Annotated in this window: 19 protein-coding genes; 11 read left to right on the top strand and 8 right to left on the bottom strand. The window is 63.3% G+C overall.

Annotated features, from left to right (window positions below; genetic code table 11):
* Nucleotides 1-184: 184 nt before the first annotated feature.
* Complete coding sequence (locus AB7008_RS15725) at nucleotides 185-973, top strand: thermonuclease family protein (protein WP_028156957.1); 789 nt, start codon at nucleotides 185-187, stop codon at nucleotides 971-973.
* Nucleotides 974-1188: 215 nt separating this feature from the next.
* Here the strand turns inward: AB7008_RS15725 and cyoD are convergent, their stop codons facing one another.
* The 4 genes from cyoD to AB7008_RS15705 are packed head-to-tail and all read right to left on the bottom strand — an operon-like array spanning nucleotide 1189 to nucleotide 5036.
* Entirely contained in the window at nucleotides 1189-1575 is a 387-nt protein-coding gene (gene cyoD / locus AB7008_RS15720; RefSeq protein ID WP_028156956.1) for a cytochrome o ubiquinol oxidase subunit IV, read from the bottom strand.
* Nucleotides 1572-2213, bottom strand: a complete 642-nt coding sequence (locus AB7008_RS15715) for a cytochrome (ubi)quinol oxidase subunit III (RefSeq protein ID WP_028156955.1) — start codon at nucleotides 2211-2213, stop codon at nucleotides 1572-1574. The genes cyoD and AB7008_RS15715 overlap by 4 nt, the downstream gene beginning before the upstream one ends.
* Entirely contained in the window at nucleotides 2213-4213 is a 2001-nt protein-coding gene (cyoB, locus tag AB7008_RS15710; RefSeq protein WP_441261205.1) for a cytochrome o ubiquinol oxidase subunit I, read from the bottom strand. Before cyoB ends, AB7008_RS15715 begins: the two co-directional genes overlap by 1 nt.
* The gene (locus tag AB7008_RS15705) at nucleotides 4203-5036 is read right to left on the bottom strand and encodes a ubiquinol oxidase subunit II (protein WP_028156953.1); all 834 of its coding nucleotides are present in this window, start codon (nucleotides 5034-5036) and stop codon (nucleotides 4203-4205) included. The genes cyoB and AB7008_RS15705 overlap by 11 nt, the downstream gene beginning before the upstream one ends.
* 233 nt (nucleotides 5037-5269) lie before the next feature.
* On the opposite strand from AB7008_RS15705, the gene AB7008_RS15700 reads away from it, so the two are divergent.
* The 3 genes from AB7008_RS15700 to AB7008_RS15690 are packed head-to-tail and all read left to right on the top strand — an operon-like array spanning nucleotide 5270 to nucleotide 7450.
* A complete protein-coding gene (locus AB7008_RS15700) occupies nucleotides 5270-6082 on the top strand; it encodes an SDR family NAD(P)-dependent oxidoreductase (protein WP_304493234.1) in 813 nt (270 codons plus the stop codon).
* An 11-nt stretch (nucleotides 6083-6093) separates the two neighbouring features.
* Nucleotides 6094-6648 carry a carboxymuconolactone decarboxylase family protein gene (locus AB7008_RS15695; RefSeq protein ID WP_304493233.1) on the top strand — a complete coding sequence of 185 codons (555 nt, stop codon included), beginning with the start codon at nucleotides 6094-6096 and terminating at the stop codon, nucleotides 6646-6648.
* Nucleotide 6649: 1 nt separating this feature from the next.
* The gene (locus AB7008_RS15690; protein ID WP_304493232.1) at nucleotides 6650-7450 is read left to right on the top strand and encodes an SDR family NAD(P)-dependent oxidoreductase; all 801 of its coding nucleotides are present in this window, start codon (nucleotides 6650-6652) and stop codon (nucleotides 7448-7450) included.
* 16 nt (nucleotides 7451-7466) lie between these two features.
* Here the strand turns inward: AB7008_RS15690 and AB7008_RS15685 are convergent, their stop codons facing one another.
* Both AB7008_RS15685 and AB7008_RS15680 read right to left on the bottom strand, forming a co-directional pair.
* Complete coding sequence (locus AB7008_RS15685) at nucleotides 7467-7790, bottom strand: hypothetical protein (protein WP_014497121.1); 324 nt, start codon at nucleotides 7788-7790, stop codon at nucleotides 7467-7469.
* Nucleotides 7791-7910: 120 nt separating this feature from the next.
* Nucleotides 7911-9245 (bottom strand): PQQ-dependent sugar dehydrogenase, encoded by a 1335-nt coding sequence (locus AB7008_RS15680; RefSeq protein ID WP_304493231.1) that lies wholly within the window; start codon nucleotides 9243-9245, stop codon nucleotides 7911-7913.
* Between the two features lie 236 nt (nucleotides 9246-9481).
* On the opposite strand from AB7008_RS15680, the gene AB7008_RS15675 reads away from it, so the two are divergent.
* From AB7008_RS15675 to AB7008_RS15665, 3 genes are all read left to right on the top strand, one after another.
* Nucleotides 9482-10672 (top strand): urate hydroxylase PuuD, encoded by a 1191-nt coding sequence (locus tag AB7008_RS15675; RefSeq protein WP_441259029.1) that lies wholly within the window; start codon nucleotides 9482-9484, stop codon nucleotides 10670-10672.
* Nucleotides 10673-10824: 152 nt separating this feature from the next.
* Complete coding sequence (locus AB7008_RS15670) at nucleotides 10825-11682, top strand: VOC family protein (RefSeq protein WP_248881866.1); 858 nt, start codon at nucleotides 10825-10827, stop codon at nucleotides 11680-11682.
* An 80-nt stretch (nucleotides 11683-11762) separates the two neighbouring features.
* Entirely contained in the window at nucleotides 11763-12038 is a 276-nt protein-coding gene (locus AB7008_RS15665; RefSeq protein WP_441259028.1) for a hypothetical protein, read from the top strand.
* 8 nt (nucleotides 12039-12046) lie between these two features.
* Here AB7008_RS15665 and AB7008_RS15660 read toward each other — a convergent pair whose 3' ends face one another.
* Complete coding sequence (locus AB7008_RS15660) at nucleotides 12047-12355, bottom strand: L,D-transpeptidase (RefSeq protein WP_441259027.1); 309 nt, start codon at nucleotides 12353-12355, stop codon at nucleotides 12047-12049.
* 176 nt (nucleotides 12356-12531) lie between these two features.
* On the opposite strand from AB7008_RS15660, the gene AB7008_RS15655 reads away from it, so the two are divergent.
* Nucleotides 12532-13479 carry a lytic transglycosylase domain-containing protein gene (locus AB7008_RS15655; RefSeq protein WP_441259026.1) on the top strand — a complete coding sequence of 316 codons (948 nt, stop codon included), beginning with the start codon at nucleotides 12532-12534 and terminating at the stop codon, nucleotides 13477-13479.
* 34 nt (nucleotides 13480-13513) lie between these two features.
* Here AB7008_RS15655 and AB7008_RS15650 read toward each other — a convergent pair whose 3' ends face one another.
* Complete coding sequence (locus tag AB7008_RS15650; protein ID WP_441259025.1) at nucleotides 13514-14488, bottom strand: Bug family tripartite tricarboxylate transporter substrate binding protein; 975 nt, start codon at nucleotides 14486-14488, stop codon at nucleotides 13514-13516.
* A 422-nt stretch (nucleotides 14489-14910) separates the two neighbouring features.
* On the opposite strand from AB7008_RS15650, the gene AB7008_RS15645 reads away from it, so the two are divergent.
* From AB7008_RS15645 to AB7008_RS15635, 3 genes are all read left to right on the top strand, one after another.
* Complete coding sequence (locus AB7008_RS15645; protein ID WP_441259024.1) at nucleotides 14911-15582, top strand: hypothetical protein; 672 nt, start codon at nucleotides 14911-14913, stop codon at nucleotides 15580-15582.
* A complete protein-coding gene (locus AB7008_RS15640) occupies nucleotides 15579-15848 on the top strand; it encodes an HGGxSTG domain-containing protein (RefSeq protein WP_441259023.1) in 270 nt (89 codons plus the stop codon). The genes AB7008_RS15645 and AB7008_RS15640 overlap by 4 nt, the downstream gene beginning before the upstream one ends.
* Before the next feature lie 445 nt (nucleotides 15849-16293).
* Nucleotides 16294-17229 (top strand): helix-turn-helix domain-containing protein, encoded by a 936-nt coding sequence (locus AB7008_RS15635; RefSeq protein WP_441259022.1) that lies wholly within the window; start codon nucleotides 16294-16296, stop codon nucleotides 17227-17229.
* The last annotated feature ends 15 nt before the right edge of the window (nucleotides 17230-17244 follow it).

Here is a 17244-nt window from a genome sequence, read left to right as displayed (position 1 = left end):
CCCTCGCCGCTTCAAGGGCGATTCGGCCTGCGCAGGGTTTTTGATCGTGCCGAACGATAGGGGCAGACCGGCCGGTCAGTAAAGGCTGGCCCGCGAATGTCGCACTTCGCAGGGCGCAGACCATTGGTATCGCGACCTTCGGATGCTAGGAACGAGGCGCCGGAGCAATCGATAGCGAGACGTTATGTCGTTTAGGAATAAATTTGCCGCCGCCCGCGCCTTCGCGCTTGTTTCGTTTCTCGCTCTGTCCGGGTTTCTGGCCTCGTCCGAGCCTGCGTCCGCGCTGACGGGGGCCGCGACCGTCCGGGACGCCAATTCGATCCAGCTCGGCGACGTCACCTACCGCCTCGACGGCGTCGACGCACCCGAGTTGGACCAGGTCTGCATCGACGATCACGCCGATCCCTGGACCTGCGGCATCGAGGCCCGCGACCAGCTGGCGAAGCTGATCAACAAGCGCAGCGTGCGCTGTGACGATGTCGGGCCGGAAAAGAGCTTCGGCAAACGGCACCGGGCGATCTGCACCGCCGAGGGCGACAAGGTCTCGTTGAACGAGCAGCTGATCAAGCTTGGCTATGCCATCGCCCGCGAGCCGATCAAGGCGAACGTCAAGCCTGCCGCGGCCGATGCTAAAACCGCGTCAGCCGGGATCTGGAAGGGCTGCTTTGTTGCACCGCAAGAATTCCGCATGGGCAAGAAGGACGGCGCGCTGCTGGGCGCCGCCTGCCGCGCCGACCGCGACAAGGAAATCCGCGCGGCGCTGTTTCCGGAGGAGCTGACCATGCCGCCGAGTTGCAGCATCAAGGGTAAGCTCGCCGTGCGTGCACGCGTCACCGGCAATATCGGCATCTATCACTTGAGGGGCTGCCCGAGCTATCCCGCGACCACCAAGCCGGACCGCTGGTTCTGCTCGGAGGACGACGCGCAGGCCGCCGGCTTCCGCAAGGCCTACAATTGCCGCCGGCCGAAATGAGGAAGCCCGTCACGAGCATGTGAGCGGTAGCCGGAGACAGTATTGATCCGGAATTGAACTCTCTCGGTGGTTGCCCCATCTAATATATACGCAAGCGCTTTGCGCGAGCGTTCCTTGGCAGCAATCCGGCTTCGGTCCGATTGCTTTGCTCGGGCGTTTCCTCCCTAGACTTGGGCCGCTTGTCACAACAAGCGGCTCTTCTTTTTTGTGCGGCCCTACTGCCGCATCATGATGTGGTCCATCGGCGGCATGTTCGCGTTCAGATGCCCCATGATCCAGACGGTGCCGCCAACGACCAGGAACACGACCAGCAGCCCGAAAGCGAGCGCCAGTACGTTGTTGGTGTTGTCGGGCCCCGTGGTGATGTGCAGGAAGAACACCAGGTGCACGCCCATTTGCGCGATCGCGAGCACGATCAGCGCGACGGGAATGGACGGCTCCCAGACCAGGTCGGTGCCGGCGATGAAGAAGGACATTGCCGTCAGCAGCAGAGCCAGACCGAGCCCGACCACGTAACCGAGGATCCGCTCACCGACACTATGTTGCTCCTCCTCGCCCGGTGCGAGGTCGTGCGCGGGCGGCACGTGCGTCTGATCGCTCATACGCTACCTCCAAGCAGATAGACGACGGAGAAGACCCCGACCCAGATGATGTCGAGCGCGTGCCAGAACAGCGCAAAGCAGTACATCCGGCGCATGATGTCGGCGCGAAAGCCCTTGGCGAAGACTTGAGCCATCATGGTGAGCAGCCACAGCACACCGGCGGAGACGTGCAGGCCGTGGCATCCGACCAGCGAGAAGAATGCGCTCAGGAACGCGCTGCGCGAGGGTCCGTAACCACGCGCCACAAGATCGGCGAATTCGCGGAACTCGATGGCGAGGAAGATGAGCCCGAGCAGGCAGGTCACGGCCATGCCGAGATAGAACCAGAACCGGTTGCGCTCGTCGGCTGCAATGCTGGCCATGCCGCAGGTGAAACTCGACAGCAGCAGGCAGACCGTCTCGATCGCGACATTCCGCTGTTCGAAAATCTCGGAGCCCTTGGGGCCGCCCGCGGTCTGGTTGACCAGCACCGCATAGGCCGCGAAGAAGCAGGAGAACATTACGATGTCGGAGATCAGGAAGATCCAGAAACCGTAAGCGGTCACGATGCGTTTCGGTGCAGGCCCGGGATGCTCGACGACGAGCCCGATCTGATGGGGATCGGCCTGAGCGTGGCCGACTGTTGCGGTCATCGACATCAGCTGCCCCCCGCCATGCTGACGAGGCTGCGCCGTTCCTCGAGATTGACGCGGTCGATCGCCGCGACCTCCGCTGCCGGGATGACATATTCGTCGTGGTCACGCCAGGCGAACACGACGAAGGTTGCGAACGCGCCGATGACGCCCAGGATCACCATCCACCAGATGTGCCAGATCAGCGCAAAGCCCATGACGGTCGCGAAGAAGGCGCAGACGAACCCGGTCGGCGAGTTCTTGGGCATCTCGATGTCGTGATATTCGGGCACGGTGTGATCGAGCGCTTGCTGCTGGGCGTGGACCTTCATGTCCCAATAGGCGTCCTCGCCGCGCACATCAGGGTGAAAAGCGAAATTGAAGACCGGCGGCGGCGACGAGGTCGCCCATTCCAGCGAGCGGCCGTCCCAGGGATCGCCGGTGCGGTCGCGCAAGGCCTCGCGATTGCGGATGCTGACCACGAGTTGCATGATCTGGCAGATCACGCCGATCGACAGCACCGCCATGCCGAATGCCGCAATGAACATCCATGGCCGCCACGCCGCGACGTCGTAGTGCTGCAGACGCCGGGTCATGCCGAGCATGCCGGCGGTGTAGAGCGGCATGAACGTGATGTAGAAGCCGATGAACGTGAACCAGAACGCCATCTTGCCCCAGCGTTCGTCGAGCCGGAAGCCGAACGCCTTCGGAAACCAGTATTCGAAGCCGGCAAAGGCGCCGAACAGCACGCCGCCGATGATAACGTTGTGGAAGTGCGCCACCAGAAACATGCTGTTGTGGAGCATGAAGTCGGCCGGGGGCACCGCGACCAGCACGCCGGTCAGGCCGCCGATGATGAAGGTGACCATGAAGCCGACCGCCCACAGCATGGGCGTCGCGAAGCGGATGCGGCCGCCATACATCGTGAACAGCCAGTTGTAGATCTTCACCCCGGTCGGCACCGCAATGATCATGCTGGCGATGCCGAAGACGGCATTGACGTCGGGCCCCGCGCCCATCGTGAAGAAATGGTGCAGCCAGACCATGAAGGAGATGACGCAGATCGCCATCGTCGCGAGCACCATCGAGCGGTAACCGAACAGCGCCTTGCCCGAGAAGGTCGACACCACCTCGGAGAAGATGCCGAAGGCCGGCAACACGAGGATATAGACCTCCGGGTGCCCCCAAGCCCAGATCAGGTTCATGAACATCATGACGTTGCCGCCGGCTTCATTGGTGAAGAAGTGGAAGCCGAGGTAGCGGTCGAGCAGCAGCATCGCGAGCGTGGCGGTGAGGATCGGGAACGCCGCGACGATCAGGAGGTTCGAGGCCAGCGTGGTCCAGCAGAACATCGGCATGCGCAGATAGTTCATGCCCTTGGTGCGCAGCTTCAGCACGGTTGTGACGAGATTGATGCCGGCGACCAGGGTGCCGACGCCGGAGATCTGGAGAGACCAGGCGTAGTAGTCGACGCCGACGCCCGGCGAATAGGACAGCCCCGACAACGGCGGAAAGGCGAGCCAGCCGGTGCGCGCGAACTCGCCGATCACGAGCGAGAGATTGACCAGCAGCGCGCCGGTCGCGGTCAGCCAGAAGCCGACCGAATTGAGCGTCGGGAAAGCGACGTCGCGCACGCCGAGCTGGAGCGGAACGATCAGGTTCATCAACCCGATCACGAACGGCATCGCCACGAAGAAGATCATGATGGTGCCATGCGCCGAGAAGATCTGGTTGTAGTGCTCGGGCGGTAGAAAGCCCTGTGACTGGTACGCCACCGCCTGCTGGACCCGCATCATGATGGCATCGCTGCCGCCGCGCAGCAGCATCACCGAGGCCAGCAGGATGTACATGACGCCGATGCGCTTGTGGTCGACGCTGGTGATCCATTCGTCCCAGAGATAGGGCAGATGCCCCTTCACCACGACCCAGACCAGCACGGCGAGGATCGCGACCAGCACCACACCGCCCGCAACGAGTGGAATCGGCTGGCCGAACGGGATCGCCGACCAATCGAGCTTACCGAGCATCATGGCCTCCACTGTGCGGGCGGCCGGCATCCGACATCAACTCCGGACCGGGGCCTGGCGGAATGTGCTGGGTCGCGATCAGATCGAACAATCGGGGATCATCGAGGCGAAAAGTCAGCCTGTTCTTTTCGGTGCCCTGCTGCATCAGCTTCTTGTAGCTGTCCTCGTTGAGCACGGCGTCGCTCTTCGCCGTGGCCGCCACCCAATCCGGAAAAGCGAGCGGCGAGATCACGTTGACGTCGAACAGCATGTCCGGAAAGCCGTCGCCGGAGAAATGCGCCGAGATCCCCTGCAGCTTGCCCTGATTGTCGGCGCGAAGGTTCAGCTTCGTCACCATGCCGTTCATGGTGTAGATCATGCTGCCGAGCTGCGGGATGAAGAACACGTTCATCACGCTCGACGAGGTCAGCTGGAAATTCAGCTCGGCCCCGGCGGGCACCGTCAACGTGTTGACGGTGGCGATGCGCTGGTCAGGATAGATGAAGAGCCATTTCCAATCGAGCGAGACGGCTTGAATCCTCACCGGGCTGCCGGTGCCGGGCACAGGCACTGCGGGATCAAGCCGGTGCGCGCCGATCCAGGCGACGCCGCCGAGCAGGATCACGGTGAGCGCAGGGATCGACCACACCACGATCTCGATCCGCCCGGAATGGACAAAGCCGGGCTGATAACGCGCCTTCGGATTCGAGGCGCGAAACCAGAACGCAAAGGCCAGGATCGCGAAAATGGTCGGCACCACGATCACGAGCATGATGAAGACGGAATCGACCAGGATGGTGCTGTTGGCGGCAGCCACCGGCCCTTGTGGATCGAGCAGATTCATCGGCAAGCCACTGGCGATTGGGAAACCCCAGGCGAGAGCCTAGCGTGGAAAAGCCCCCGCAACAAACGCAAGCTCGGCAAAACGGTTCCGCGATATGCCCGCTTAATCGCGCGCCGTGCCGCCCGACGGCATGCAATTCCGTGCGATGTCAATGACATCTGCGCGGGACCGCCGGCCTTCTCTCCTGTCAGGGCGATTGCTAATCTGCACGAAAATTATTGGGATGAAACGAGATGCAGGGCCCAGAGGACGATGCCGGCCTCGCCGGCAAGGTGGCGCTGATCAGCGGCGGTGGCGCCGCTGGCGACGGCATCGGCAACGGCCGCGCTGCAGCAATTCTGTTGGCCCGCGCCGGAGCAAAAGTGCTGGTGGCCGATCGCGACCTCAAACTCGCCGAGCGCACCGTGGAGATGATCACGGCCGGGGGCGGCACGGCGGCGGCGCATGGTGGCGACGTCACCAGTGAAGCCGATTGCAAGACACTGGTCGAGGCTACACTCGACCGCTGGGGCCGGCTCGATTTCCTCGACAACAATGTCGGCATCGGCAGCCGCGGCAGCGTGGTCGACGAGACACCCGAGCAGTATCGCCGCGTCATGCAGGTCAACGTCGAGACCATGTTCCTGCTCTCCAAGCACGCGATCCCCGCAATGATCAAGACCGCCAAGGGCGGCGCGATCGTCAATATCTCCTCGATCTCGGCGCTGCGGCCGCGCGGGCTCACGAGCTACACGACATCGAAGGCCGCCATCATCGGTCTCACGCGCGCCATGGCGGTCGATCACGGTCACGACAACATCCGCGTCAACTGCATCTGCCCCGGACCGATGTACACGCCGATGGTCTATGCCCGCGGCATGAGCGAACAGGCGCGCGCCAACCGCGCCAGGGCCTCCCTGCTCAAGACCGAAGGCACCGGCTGGGACGTCGGCCACGCCGTCAAATTCCTGCTCAGCAACTTTGCGCGCTACATCACCGGCCAGGTGCTGGTGGTGGACGGCGGCGTGACGCTGCAAGCGCCGGAACGTGAATCACAGGAACACTGAAAGGAACACGGATGGCCCGCCTGCCCTATCTCGAGGCCGACCAAGTCGCACCCGAATATCGCGACATGCTCAAGCGCAACACCAACCTGCACAAGCTGCTGGTCAACTCGCCGGAGATGGCGCGCGCCTTCAACGGCATCGGCGGCTATATCCGCTTCAAGAGCAAGCTCGATCCGCGCCTGCGGGAGCTCGCGATCCTCCAGGTCGGCTGGATGGAGAAGTCCGAATACGAATTCACCCATCATGTGAAGATCGGCAAGGAGTTCGGCGTCACCGACGAGGACATCACAGGCCTGATGGCGGAGACCGAGGGCAAGCCGTCGAAGCTGGAGCCGCTGGCAAAAGCGATCCTGAAAGGCGCCCGCGAGATGGTGCGCGAGCTCGCGATGTCGGACGCGACCTTCGCAGAGATCAAGAGAGATCTCTCCGACGAGCACATGGTCGATCTCGTGCTCACCATCGCCTTCTATTGCGGCGTGGTGCGCGTGCTCGCCACCATGAAGATCGACAACGAACCGTATTACAAAGAGGTACTCCAGCAGTACCCGATCCCGGGAGTGAAGTGACATGCGCTTGAAGGACAAGGTCGCGATCGTCGTCGGCGCCGGCCAGAGCCCCGGCGAAGGCATGGGCAATGGCCGCGCCACCGCGCTGACCTTCGCGCGCGAGGGCGCCAAAGTGCTGTGCGTCGACCATCACCTGGAATCGGCGCAGGAAACCGTCGATCTGATCGCAGCGGATCAAGGCACCGCCGCGGCCTTCAAGGCCGACGTGACCAAATCCGCGGACATCAAGGCGATGGTCGCGGATGCGCAGGCGCGCTGGGGCCGCATCGACGTGCTGCACAACAATGTCGGCGTCAGCCTGTCCGGGGGCGATGCCGAGCTGCTTCAAATCACCGAGGAGGCGTTCGACCGTGTCGTCGCCATCAATCTGAAGAGCTGCATTCTGGCAGCGAAGGAAGTGATCCCGATCATGCGCGCGCAAAGAAGCGGCGCCATCATCAACATCTCTTCGATGGCCGCGATCACGACCTATCCTTACGTCGCCTACAAGGCGACGAAATCGGCGATGATCGCCTTCACCGAACAGCTCGCCTACCAGAACGCCGAATACGGCATCCGTGCCAACGTCATCCTGCCCGGCCTGATGAACACGCCGATGGCCGTCGACACCCGCGCCCGCGAATGGTCCAAGCCCCGCGCCGAGGTCGAAGCCGAGCGCGACAGCAAGGTGCCGCTGCGCAGGAAGATGGGCACCGGCTGGGACGTCGCGAACGCCGCGCTGTTTTTGGCGTCGGACGAGGCGAATTTCATCACGGGCGTGACGCTGCCGGTGGACGGTGGCGCGAGTGTGAGACGGGGGTAGCACTCAACTCCGGACGTCATGACGATAAGTAGGTGAGGAAGCGCGGCGCCAATAGTTTGCTTCCGATCAAGACGAGAGCATCGACAACCACGACCGTCACCTTAATATCCAACCCCTTAGTCGACGCGGCGACCAAAAATGAAAAAGCCACAAGATAGAAAATGGTAGTCAGCATCAAAATAAGTCCGAGAAATCCTTGATCGATCCCGTACTCGGTGTCTCCCTTGAGAACAAAAAGCACAATGATGCCGATGGTGACCAGGAAAGCGACGCCTAGTCCGATGCTAAACCACTGCCAAGCCGCCGTAACCAACGGCTCAGTTGTCCCCAGTCCTTCCATTTTGCTCTCCCCCCAAAGAACGCTCTACCTTGGCTAGTATCAACTGTTGTTGCAAGTAGTTTCGGCGGCTTTCACCCGTTGTTAAGGGGTGTCGACAAGATAGCGACGCCATATCCAAAATTATGGGTGGCTCACCCGCCAGATCGTGCCGTTGCCATCTTCCGAGACCAGCAGCGCCCCATCCTTCGCGACCGCGACACCCACCGGCCTCCCCCACACGTCCGTGTCGCTCACGACAAACCCCGTGACGAAATCCTCGTACTCGCCCGTCGGCACGCCGTCCTTCATCCGGATGCGGATCACCTTGTAACCGGTGCGCTTCGACCTGTTCCAGGAGCCGTGCTCTGCAGCGAAGGCCTCGCCCTGATATTCCGGAGGAAACTGCGTGCCCTGATAGAACGTCATGCCCAGCGACGCCGAGTGCGGCTGCACCAGCACATCGGGCACCGTCACCTTGTCCTTCAGATCCGGCCGCGCGCCGATGTGGCGCGGGTCCTCGTTGCCGCCGATGTAGAACCACGGCCAGCCGTAGAACGCGCCTTCCTTCACGCTGGTCACGTAGTCGGGCACGAGATCGTCGCCGAGGCCGTCGCGCTCGTTGGTCGAACACCAGGGCAGCCCGGTCTGCGGCTGGATCGCAAGGCCGACACAGTTGCGGATGCCGGTGGCATAGATCTTCCGCTCCTTGCCATCGGGATTGAAGGCCAGCACGGTGGCGCGCTCGGTCTCGCTCGCCCAGGCCGCGCCAAGCGGTTGCGCCTTCGACCACACCTCCAACCCGCCCGGCGGCGTACCCATGCCCTCGGCGACATTGCTGAGAGAACCGACCGAGACCAGCATGCGCTTGTTGTCGGGCGTGAAGACGATGTCGCGGGTGGAATGGCTGCCGTCCTGCGGCAGGCTTGCCACGATCGTCTCCGCCCTGCCGCGCGCCTTGAGATCGCCGGCCTGATAGGGAAAGCGGACGACGCTGTCGGTGTTGGCGATATAGACCCATTGCGGATTGTCGCCGTTCGGAAAGAAGGCGATGCCGAACGGCCGTCTCAATCCGCTGGCAAACACCTCGTTGGTCGCGGCCTTGCCGCCATCCCCGGCGCGCAGCACGCGGATGGCGTCGGCCCGCGTCTCCGCGACGAAGACATCGCCGTTCGGCGCAACCCTCACGATGCGCGGTGCGCGCAAGCCTTCGGCGAACAGCTCGATCTTGAAACCTGCCGGCACCTGGGGCGTGGCCTCCGGCGGGCGCGACGCCACGCGCGCGGTGCTCGCAACCGACCGTGTCGCCCCGGGCCTGACGAGGTCCTGCGGCCGGATCAACCTGACCGTGCCCGGCTTGTCGGCCTGCCAATCGCCATAGGCGTCCTTGCCCTGCAGAACCGGCTCGGCCTGCGCGCTGGCAGCAACCGCGACCAGCAATCCCGCAACCGTTGCTGCGGACGAGATCCTGCTTTTCACGTCGTCTTCCTCCCAGCCTGCGCGTCCTGAACGTCGACGCTGATTGATCCGCAAATGTTCTGCCGCAGTTCAAACGCCTGCCGAATCCCACGTCAGCTCATGCCCGCACGATGTGCATCAGCCGCGGCCCATCGTACTGGAAAATGCGGCAGATCGGTGCGACACATTGTAATGGCGCGACCGCCGGTTGCGGTCATCAAAGCTGCGGCATCCAGGTCGCAATTGATGGGGTGATCATGTGGGGATCCATCATATCGGAATGGGCGAGCCTGCTGCTGCGCTGGCTGCACGTGGTGGCGGCAATCGCCTGGATCGGCAGTTCCTTCTACTTCATCGCCCTCGATCTCAGCCTGAAGCCGAAGACTGACCTGCCGGACGGCGTGCAGGGCGAAGCCTGGCAAGTCCATGGCGGTGGCTTCTACCGGATCATGAAATATCTGGTGGCTCCGAGCCAGATGCCGGAGGAGCTGACCTGGTTCAAATGGGAAGCCTACACCACCTGGCTGTCCGGCTTCGCGCTGATGGTGGTGGTGTACTATCTCGATGCCGACCTGTTCCTGGTCGACAAGTCGATTCTCGACCTCACACCAATCCAGGCCGGGCTGTTCAGCTTCTGCAGCCTGGCTTTGGCATGGCTGCTTTACGAGGCCGCCTGCCGCACCGGGCTTGCGCAGCGCGAGCTGCCCTTTGCCATCGGCGGCTATCTGTTCCTGGTCGCGCTCACTTACGCCTTCACCCACGTCCTGAGCGGTCGCGGCGCCTTCAACCAGATTGGGGCGATCATCGGCACCATCATGGTCGCCAACGTGTTCGCACTGATCATCCCGAACCAGAAGAAGATCGTGGCCAGCCTGATCGCGGGACAGGCGCCCGATCCGAAGCTCGGCAAGACCAGCAAGGAGCGCTCGGTCCACAACAACTACCTGACGCTCCCCGTCGTCGTGCTGATGATCAGCAATCACTATCCTCTGCTCTACGCGACGCGCTTCAACTGGATCATCGTCGCGATCATTCTGGCGCTCGGCCCCGTGATCCGCCACTTCTTCAACGAGCGGCACGCAGGGCGCAAATCGCCGTGGTGGGTGTGGGGTGTCGCCGCATTGGGCGTGATTGCGATCCTGTTGCTCTCCGCCGCCGGCCCCCGCGAGGTCAAGACGGGTGCGCTGTCGGCGCAGCCGACGCGCGCCAATGTCGAGGAGATCGTGATGTCCCGTTGCAGCATGTGCCACGCGGCCGAGCCGGTCTGGGCCGGCATCGTGACCGCGCCCAAAGGCATCTTGCTCGACGCGCCCGAACACATTCATCGCAACATTCGCCTGATCGGCCGCGTGGCGGCGTGGTCCAATGCGATGCCGCCGGGCAACATCACCGACATGACCAGCGAGGAGCGCGCCATCCTGGCCGCCTATATCGAGCAGGCGCAGTGACGCCATCACGCGTCGATACCGCATTTCGCGAAATGAAATTCCGCATCCGGCCCCGATTTGAAAATGACTTGATCGCCCATCCAGCGTAGACAGGGCCAGCGGCCGCTGGCGCGGTCCCGATCGAAATTTGCATCTGCTGCGGGGAAAGAACAGTGGCCCTCAAGAACATCATCGGTATCGACCACGCCGTGGTCATGGTTCGGGACCTCGACAAGGCCGCCGAAAACTACAGGCAGCTCGGTTTCACCCTGTCGCCGCGCGGCACCCACAGCGCGCATATGGGCACCGGAAATTACACCATCATGTTCGACCCCGACTATATGGAGCTGCTCGGCGTGCTGGTGGCGACCGAGCACAACGCACCTGCCCGCGCCTTCGTCGACAGGCACGGCGAGGGCATCGAGCGCATCGCCTTCACTGCGATCGACAGCGCGGCCGGCGCCGAGGAGATCCGTGCGCGCGGCCTGACGCCGATCGGCCCGACCGATTTCGAACGGCCGGTGACGCTGCCCGATGGCACGATCTCGGCGGCAAAATTCCGCACCTTCATGTGGCCGACCGCGGAGGCGCCCGGCGGCGTGCGCATCTTCGCCTGCCAGCACAAGACCCGCGAGACGGTGTGGATTCCTGAATTGATGAAGCACGCCAATGCGGCGAAACGGATCAGGCAGACGCTGATCGCAACACCCGAGCCCGCGCAGGATGCGGCGCATCTCGGCCGCCTGATCGACCGCGAACCGAAGGCGGAAGCCGACGGTGCAGTTGCCGTGCCATCCGGCGGTGACCGCGCCGACTTCGTCTATCTGACGCTGGAGCAGCTCGGCAGACGCTATCCCGGTGTGCCGCTCACGGGTCTTTCCGCGCGCGGCGGCGCGGCCCTGGTCCTCGTCAGCGGCGATCTCGCAGCCACCGAGAAGGCGTTGGGTCCGGCTGCGTTGCGCAGCGGGGCTGCGATCTGCGTGCCGCCGGCCAAGGCCAACGGCACCCTGCTCGCCTTCGTTGCCGGCTGATTTGAACTAATTCTTTAACGAGCGTTTACCGGGCAAAGCCTAGGATTTTCGGGCTTTCCACGCCGCCCGGAGCCAAGCGCATGTTCAAAGAGGAATCGCCGATCGCCTATGACGCGCCGGCCGAACTGAAGAAGTGGCCGTCGCTGAAAGGCGAGAGACAGAAGGACCGGGGTCCGCCTTATCTCGTCTACAACGGCACGCTCGCCGACTGCGTTCGCGTGCTCATGGATAAGCCGATCAAAGGCATCTCGCTCTACGACATCATGACGAAGCCGCAACCAGCGTTCGACCAGACCGTGCTGTCGCCCGGCGATGCCGCCGAGATCGCGATGCGCAAGGATTTTCCCAAGGACTAGTTCGAGGACTAATTCGAGGCGCGCTTGACGTTGTCGCCCAGCGTGCGCACGTCCCAATTGGTCAAGCTGATGCAGCCGTGCGATGCGGACCTGCTGACCTCGTCGGGCTCCGCCGTCCCGTACGCGTTCTCGCCGGGCGAGAACTGCGCACGGTCCAGCATAACCTGAAGCTTCGCCACGGATGCGCTGACATTGTCGGTCGCAGGCTGTTTTGCGGGACGCGCGGCATCGTTCACCGCGGTGGCATCGAGATTGCTCGCGAGCGCCGGACAGATCACGCACAGCGTCATCACCGCGCCAAGCATCCATCGCGTCATGTCGCTCGTCCCAATTCATCGCTCCGCGAAACCGCGGAGAGTTTCGCCGCGGGAACACCGTAGTAACACCGACGGAACCGGCGAGACCGCAGCTTTGCCGCAATCGGACGGTTAACAACTCCTTATTGCCGGGGCAGCGCCGGTCGTTCATCCCACAGTTCGAGGTTGTCCACGCAATGCGATTCGTCGTCGCGGCTTGCACCGCGTTTCTGATTCTGATGTGCGACCTCGATCCGTCGGCGTCCCGGCAAACACCAAGCTTCGACCACGCCGTTCTTCAAACCACCCAAGCCTCGCCACTTGTTCCGGTGGTCGAGCTCTTCCTCGCCAGCGTGCAAGCCATCGAGCTCGCCAATGCGCGCGCGGCCTATGAGGAGACACCCGAGTCGCCGCGCGTCGTCGACACGGCCGTGCGGGCGCCGGTTTCGCCGACCGAACGATTCTGCCACGCGCTTCGTGAAGCCGCCGAGGCGAGCGGCATTCCGGTGCCGTTCTTCGCGCGTTTGATCTGGCAGGAGAGCCGCTTCAAATCGAACGAGGTCAGCCAGGCCGGTGCACACGGCGTTGCGCAGTTCATGCCGGAGACTGCCGCCGAAGTCGGGCTCGACGATCCCTTCGATGCGATGAAGGCGCTGCCGGCCTCGGCCAGATTCCTGCGCAAGCTCCGCGACGATTTCGGCAATCTCGGCCTTGCCGCGGCCGCCTATAACGCCGGCCCCGGCCGGATCCAGAAGTGGCTTGCCAGGGAAAGCGAGCTGCCGCGCGAGACCCGCGACTATGTCCGCATCATCACCGGCACCAAGGCCGAGGACTGGACCGAGCGCGCGGAGGCGCTTGCGATCCGGATCGACCTGCCGCGCGAAGCCCCATGCGAAGGCATCGGCAGCCTGTCCAAGACAAAGGACGTCGCCTGGGTTCCGGTGAACCTGACGGCTTCAGCTGCCACCATCATTCGCAAGGGCGAGCAATTGGCGGCGCGTTTGACGGCCAACCGTGCGCGCAAGCGGCTTGCAACCTTGATCCGGAAGACCAGGCACGGCAAGGCGCGCGGCATGATCGCAGCGCGCGCTGCCGGAAAGAGCGCGAAGGCCCGCGCCGTGCGCCTCGCATCGAGCGAGCGCTGATCCGCCACCGCAAAGCGGATCCCTGTGAAGCCCCCTACTCCGCCTTGATGTTCGCGGCCGCGACGACCTCGGCAAGCTCCGCCGTCTCCTTCGCGATCTTCGCGGCGTAGTCGGCCGGGCTGAGCACGCTGACGACGCCTTGCGACTCCAGCCGCTCCTGCACTGCCGGATCCCTGGCGGCGGCGACGATCTCGCGGTGGAGCGTCTCGCGGATCGGCGCGGGCACGGCCTTCGGCATGAAGAAGCCAACCCAGAACGAGATGTCGAAGCCGGGATAGCCGGCCTCCGCGACGGTCGGCACGTCAGGCAGCGCCGGCAGCCGCTCGGCCGATGACACCGCGAGCGCACGCAGCTTGCCCGCCTTCACCAGCGGCACCGCGGACAAGGGATCGAACACTGCCAGCACCTCCTGCGCGAGGATGCCGACCTCGGACGCCGCGCCGCCGCGATAGGGCACGTGGATCAACTTGATGCCGGCCTTCTGGCTGAGCAGCTCCATGGCGAGATGGGCAAGGTTGCCGTTGCCGCCCGAGCCGTAGGCGAGCGCGCCGGGCGCAGCCTTCGCCGCCGCGACCAGATCGGCGACGGTGTTGATGTTGGTCGTCTTTGGATTCTCGGGATTGACCACGAGAACGAGCGGCGCCGAGATGACGGTGGTGAGCGGCGCAAAGTCCCCTTGCGGATCGTAGCGGGCATCCTTGAACAGCGTCTTGTTGAGCGTGATCGTGGACGAGTTGCAGGCGAGGATGGTGTAGCCGTCCGCGTCCGCGCGCGCCACGCCCTCGGCTGCGATCATGCCGTTGGCGCCGGCACGGTTCTCGACCACGAAAGGCTGGCCGAGCTTGTTGCTCAGCCGGTCGCCGACGATGCGCGCGACCACATCGACCGGGCCGCCCGCGCTGAAGCCGACCATGATCTTGACCGGACGCGCCGGATATTTCTGCGCGAGAGCCTCGGTCGTCACGCACAATCCGGCGACAATCGCCAGCAGGCGAAGCGTTCGTTGCATTCGTTCTCTCCCCGGACCCGCGCTGCCGCTTTTGCATGGTGCGGCGCCTCTGGAGATCATGATTAGCGGTCGTGCCGGATTTCGCAATCGCGTTTGCACGCCGGCATTCCGTCGCGCGGCACGCGAGAGCCGCATCCAAACAAAAAATGCGAAAACAACCCCATGCACAGTAGCCGGCCCCTGTCGGAACAAGGACTTGCACAGGACAGACGCCTTCGGATACCACGAAATGGAATTTGACACGTCGGGCAAAACACCGGCATGATGGCATCATCGCAACAATCGCCAGCGTCCATGCCGCCCGCTCCACGGGCGCCTCGCCGCGATCGCGCGTAAGGCTCTCATCGACATCTCGAAATTGGTAGTCGCGCGCAGCACGCGAGCGGTCGTTCGCGCCCCTGCGCCGGCAAAGGACACAACACATGACGACATCCCCAAATCGCCACACCACGCCGCCGGTCGCGGCAAACGATCGCAGCGACCCGGCTGCGAGCCCGCGCATCAAACTCTACAGGCGCCGCATTGCCATCGATCATCCGGACCCGAAAACCGGCGAACGGCTGCTGGCTGACGCGCTCGGTGCCGTCGACCGCGATGCGATGCACGGCATCCTGAAGCAATTGGTGAAGGCCAGCGTGATTGCGCAGAAGCCGGACGAGGCCAACCTCGCCTTCATGATCTCGATGATGAAGAGCATCGCGCCGCGGGACTCCATCGAGGCCATGCTGGCGGCACAGATGGTCTCCATTCACGTCCTGGCGATGCGCTGCGCCCATCGCCTCGCCTTCGCCGACGACATCCCGCGGCAGGACAGTGCCTCACGCGCGCTCGCCAAGCTGGCACGAATCTTTCCGGCCCAGATCGAGGCGCTCAACCGATACCGCAACAATGGCGAGCGGGCGATCACGGTGGAGAGTCTGACGGTGCAGGATGGCGCGGGAGCCACCGCGAGCCACGCCGTACAGCACGCGGACATGCTCGTAACGGAGCAAGACACCGGGGACACAACGATGTTGGCAGGATCGATCTCGCCTCGCGACGCCGGTGAAGGCGAACATGAACCGGTCGATGCCGCACAAGGCGCCAGCGCATGAGCGGCGATCACCCACGCAACATGGCTGCGATGCAGGCGATTCCGCGCTGCGGTGCCAGGACACGCAGCGGCACCGCCTGCCTCGCGCCGGCGGTGCACGGCAAGACCCGCTGTCGCATGCATGGCGGCGCCGCGAGATCAGGCGCACCGAGAGGAAATCAGAATGCGCGGAAGCATGGCCTATTCACGCAAGACCGGATCGCGGAACGAAGGGCGATGCGGGCGTTGCTGGGCGAGACGCGGAAGCTGCTGCAAGAGCTGGGGTAGGCTGAATAACCATAAACCCCGCGGCGTGATGCGACGAAGGCTACGTCTGCGTTGCCCCAATAGCGGCCAGGTTCGTGCGGATACGCAAGAGGTCGCGATGGGCCACAAGCCGACAATCGTGGCTGTCTAGCTGCCTTTCCCCTCTCGCTCAACGCGATTCGATCGGTTGGTATCGCTTTGATTTAAGGAATCCCGCCGAGAAGCTGACGTCCTCTTGCCAGCGCGGCAGCAACTCTCGGTAGAAGTTCAGGCGAACCGTAAAGCCATCAAATGGAAACGCCGTTTCACATAGCGCCCACGATCTCGGAGGTGTGATTGGGCGTGACGCGGAGTTGCGCGACACCTGTCTGAGGGCCGTGCCAAACTAACAACGTTTGCCCGTCGCTTCGGTGGAGGCAGTAATAAAACCTACGTCAGGCTTGAAACATTATTTTCCAGGGAGTGAATGGTGCAGCCGAACGATGATTTTCGCAGCGCTCCAGAATTGGATTATGACGGTTACATAGCTGCATCGCGCGAGATTTTTGGATGTTTTAGTTATGCTCGCGGAACCAACATCTTCGCAGGCAGGGTGCGCCCGCGGCGCGTCTTAGGGTTCGCTGCGGTGGATCTCGCCAGCGACGCTGTCCGCGTTGACCGGACGAAGCTCGACACTCGCCGTGACGACATGGACTATTACTTCGTCGGAGCTCAGCTGACGGGCGGATTGACGATCATTCAGAACGACCGAGTTGTAAATGCCGCTGCTGGCGAACTCGTCCTGCTCGATTCCACGAGACCCATGACATTAGTTCCGGTCCAGCAAGCGCAATGGTTTGGCTTGCAGTTGCCGCGCCAGAACCTGGTGTCGCATCTCGGCTTCGAGCCGCAAGGTGGCACGTGCGGTCGCGGGCAGGCGGCACGGATACTCAGTCAACTCGTTCTAGACCCCGTCGGCAATGTAGAACCGGCGGTCGCGTCGGCTGACGACTATATGCGTCTGGTGGTCTATGATCTCCTCGGTGCACTGTTTGCACCGCCCGCTCCGCTTTGCTCACGCCACACCGACAAACTGTTCGAGCGAGTCTGCGGCATGATCAAGGACCGCTATGCCGATCCGGACATCTCTCCGCGTGAGGTGGCTGCCGAGATTGGAATTTCGCTACGCTATTTGCAGAAGCTGTTCACGGCCCGAGGGTCGACATACACTCACTACATATCCTCGCTTCGTCTGGATCATGCGGCGCGTCTGATCGAGTGTCGCGCGTTGATGAAGACAGGTCAGCCTCTCAGCGATATCGCCTACGCCTGTGGCTTTCGCGATTACACGTATTTTGCGCGCGGATTCCGCCAGCGTTTCGGCACCGCGCCGGGCGCCATCGGAGCAGCGCGTCTCCGGTAACGACAACACACGAGC

Origin of the sequence: Bradyrhizobium sp. 521_C7_N1_3, assembly GCF_052075975.1 — a bacterium.
In the GTDB taxonomy this organism is placed as follows: Bacteria; Pseudomonadota; Alphaproteobacteria; order Rhizobiales; family Xanthobacteraceae; genus Bradyrhizobium; species Bradyrhizobium japonicum.
The sequence above is the reverse complement of the archived record's forward strand: the minus strand, read 5'-3'. Positions and strand labels throughout refer to the sequence as shown.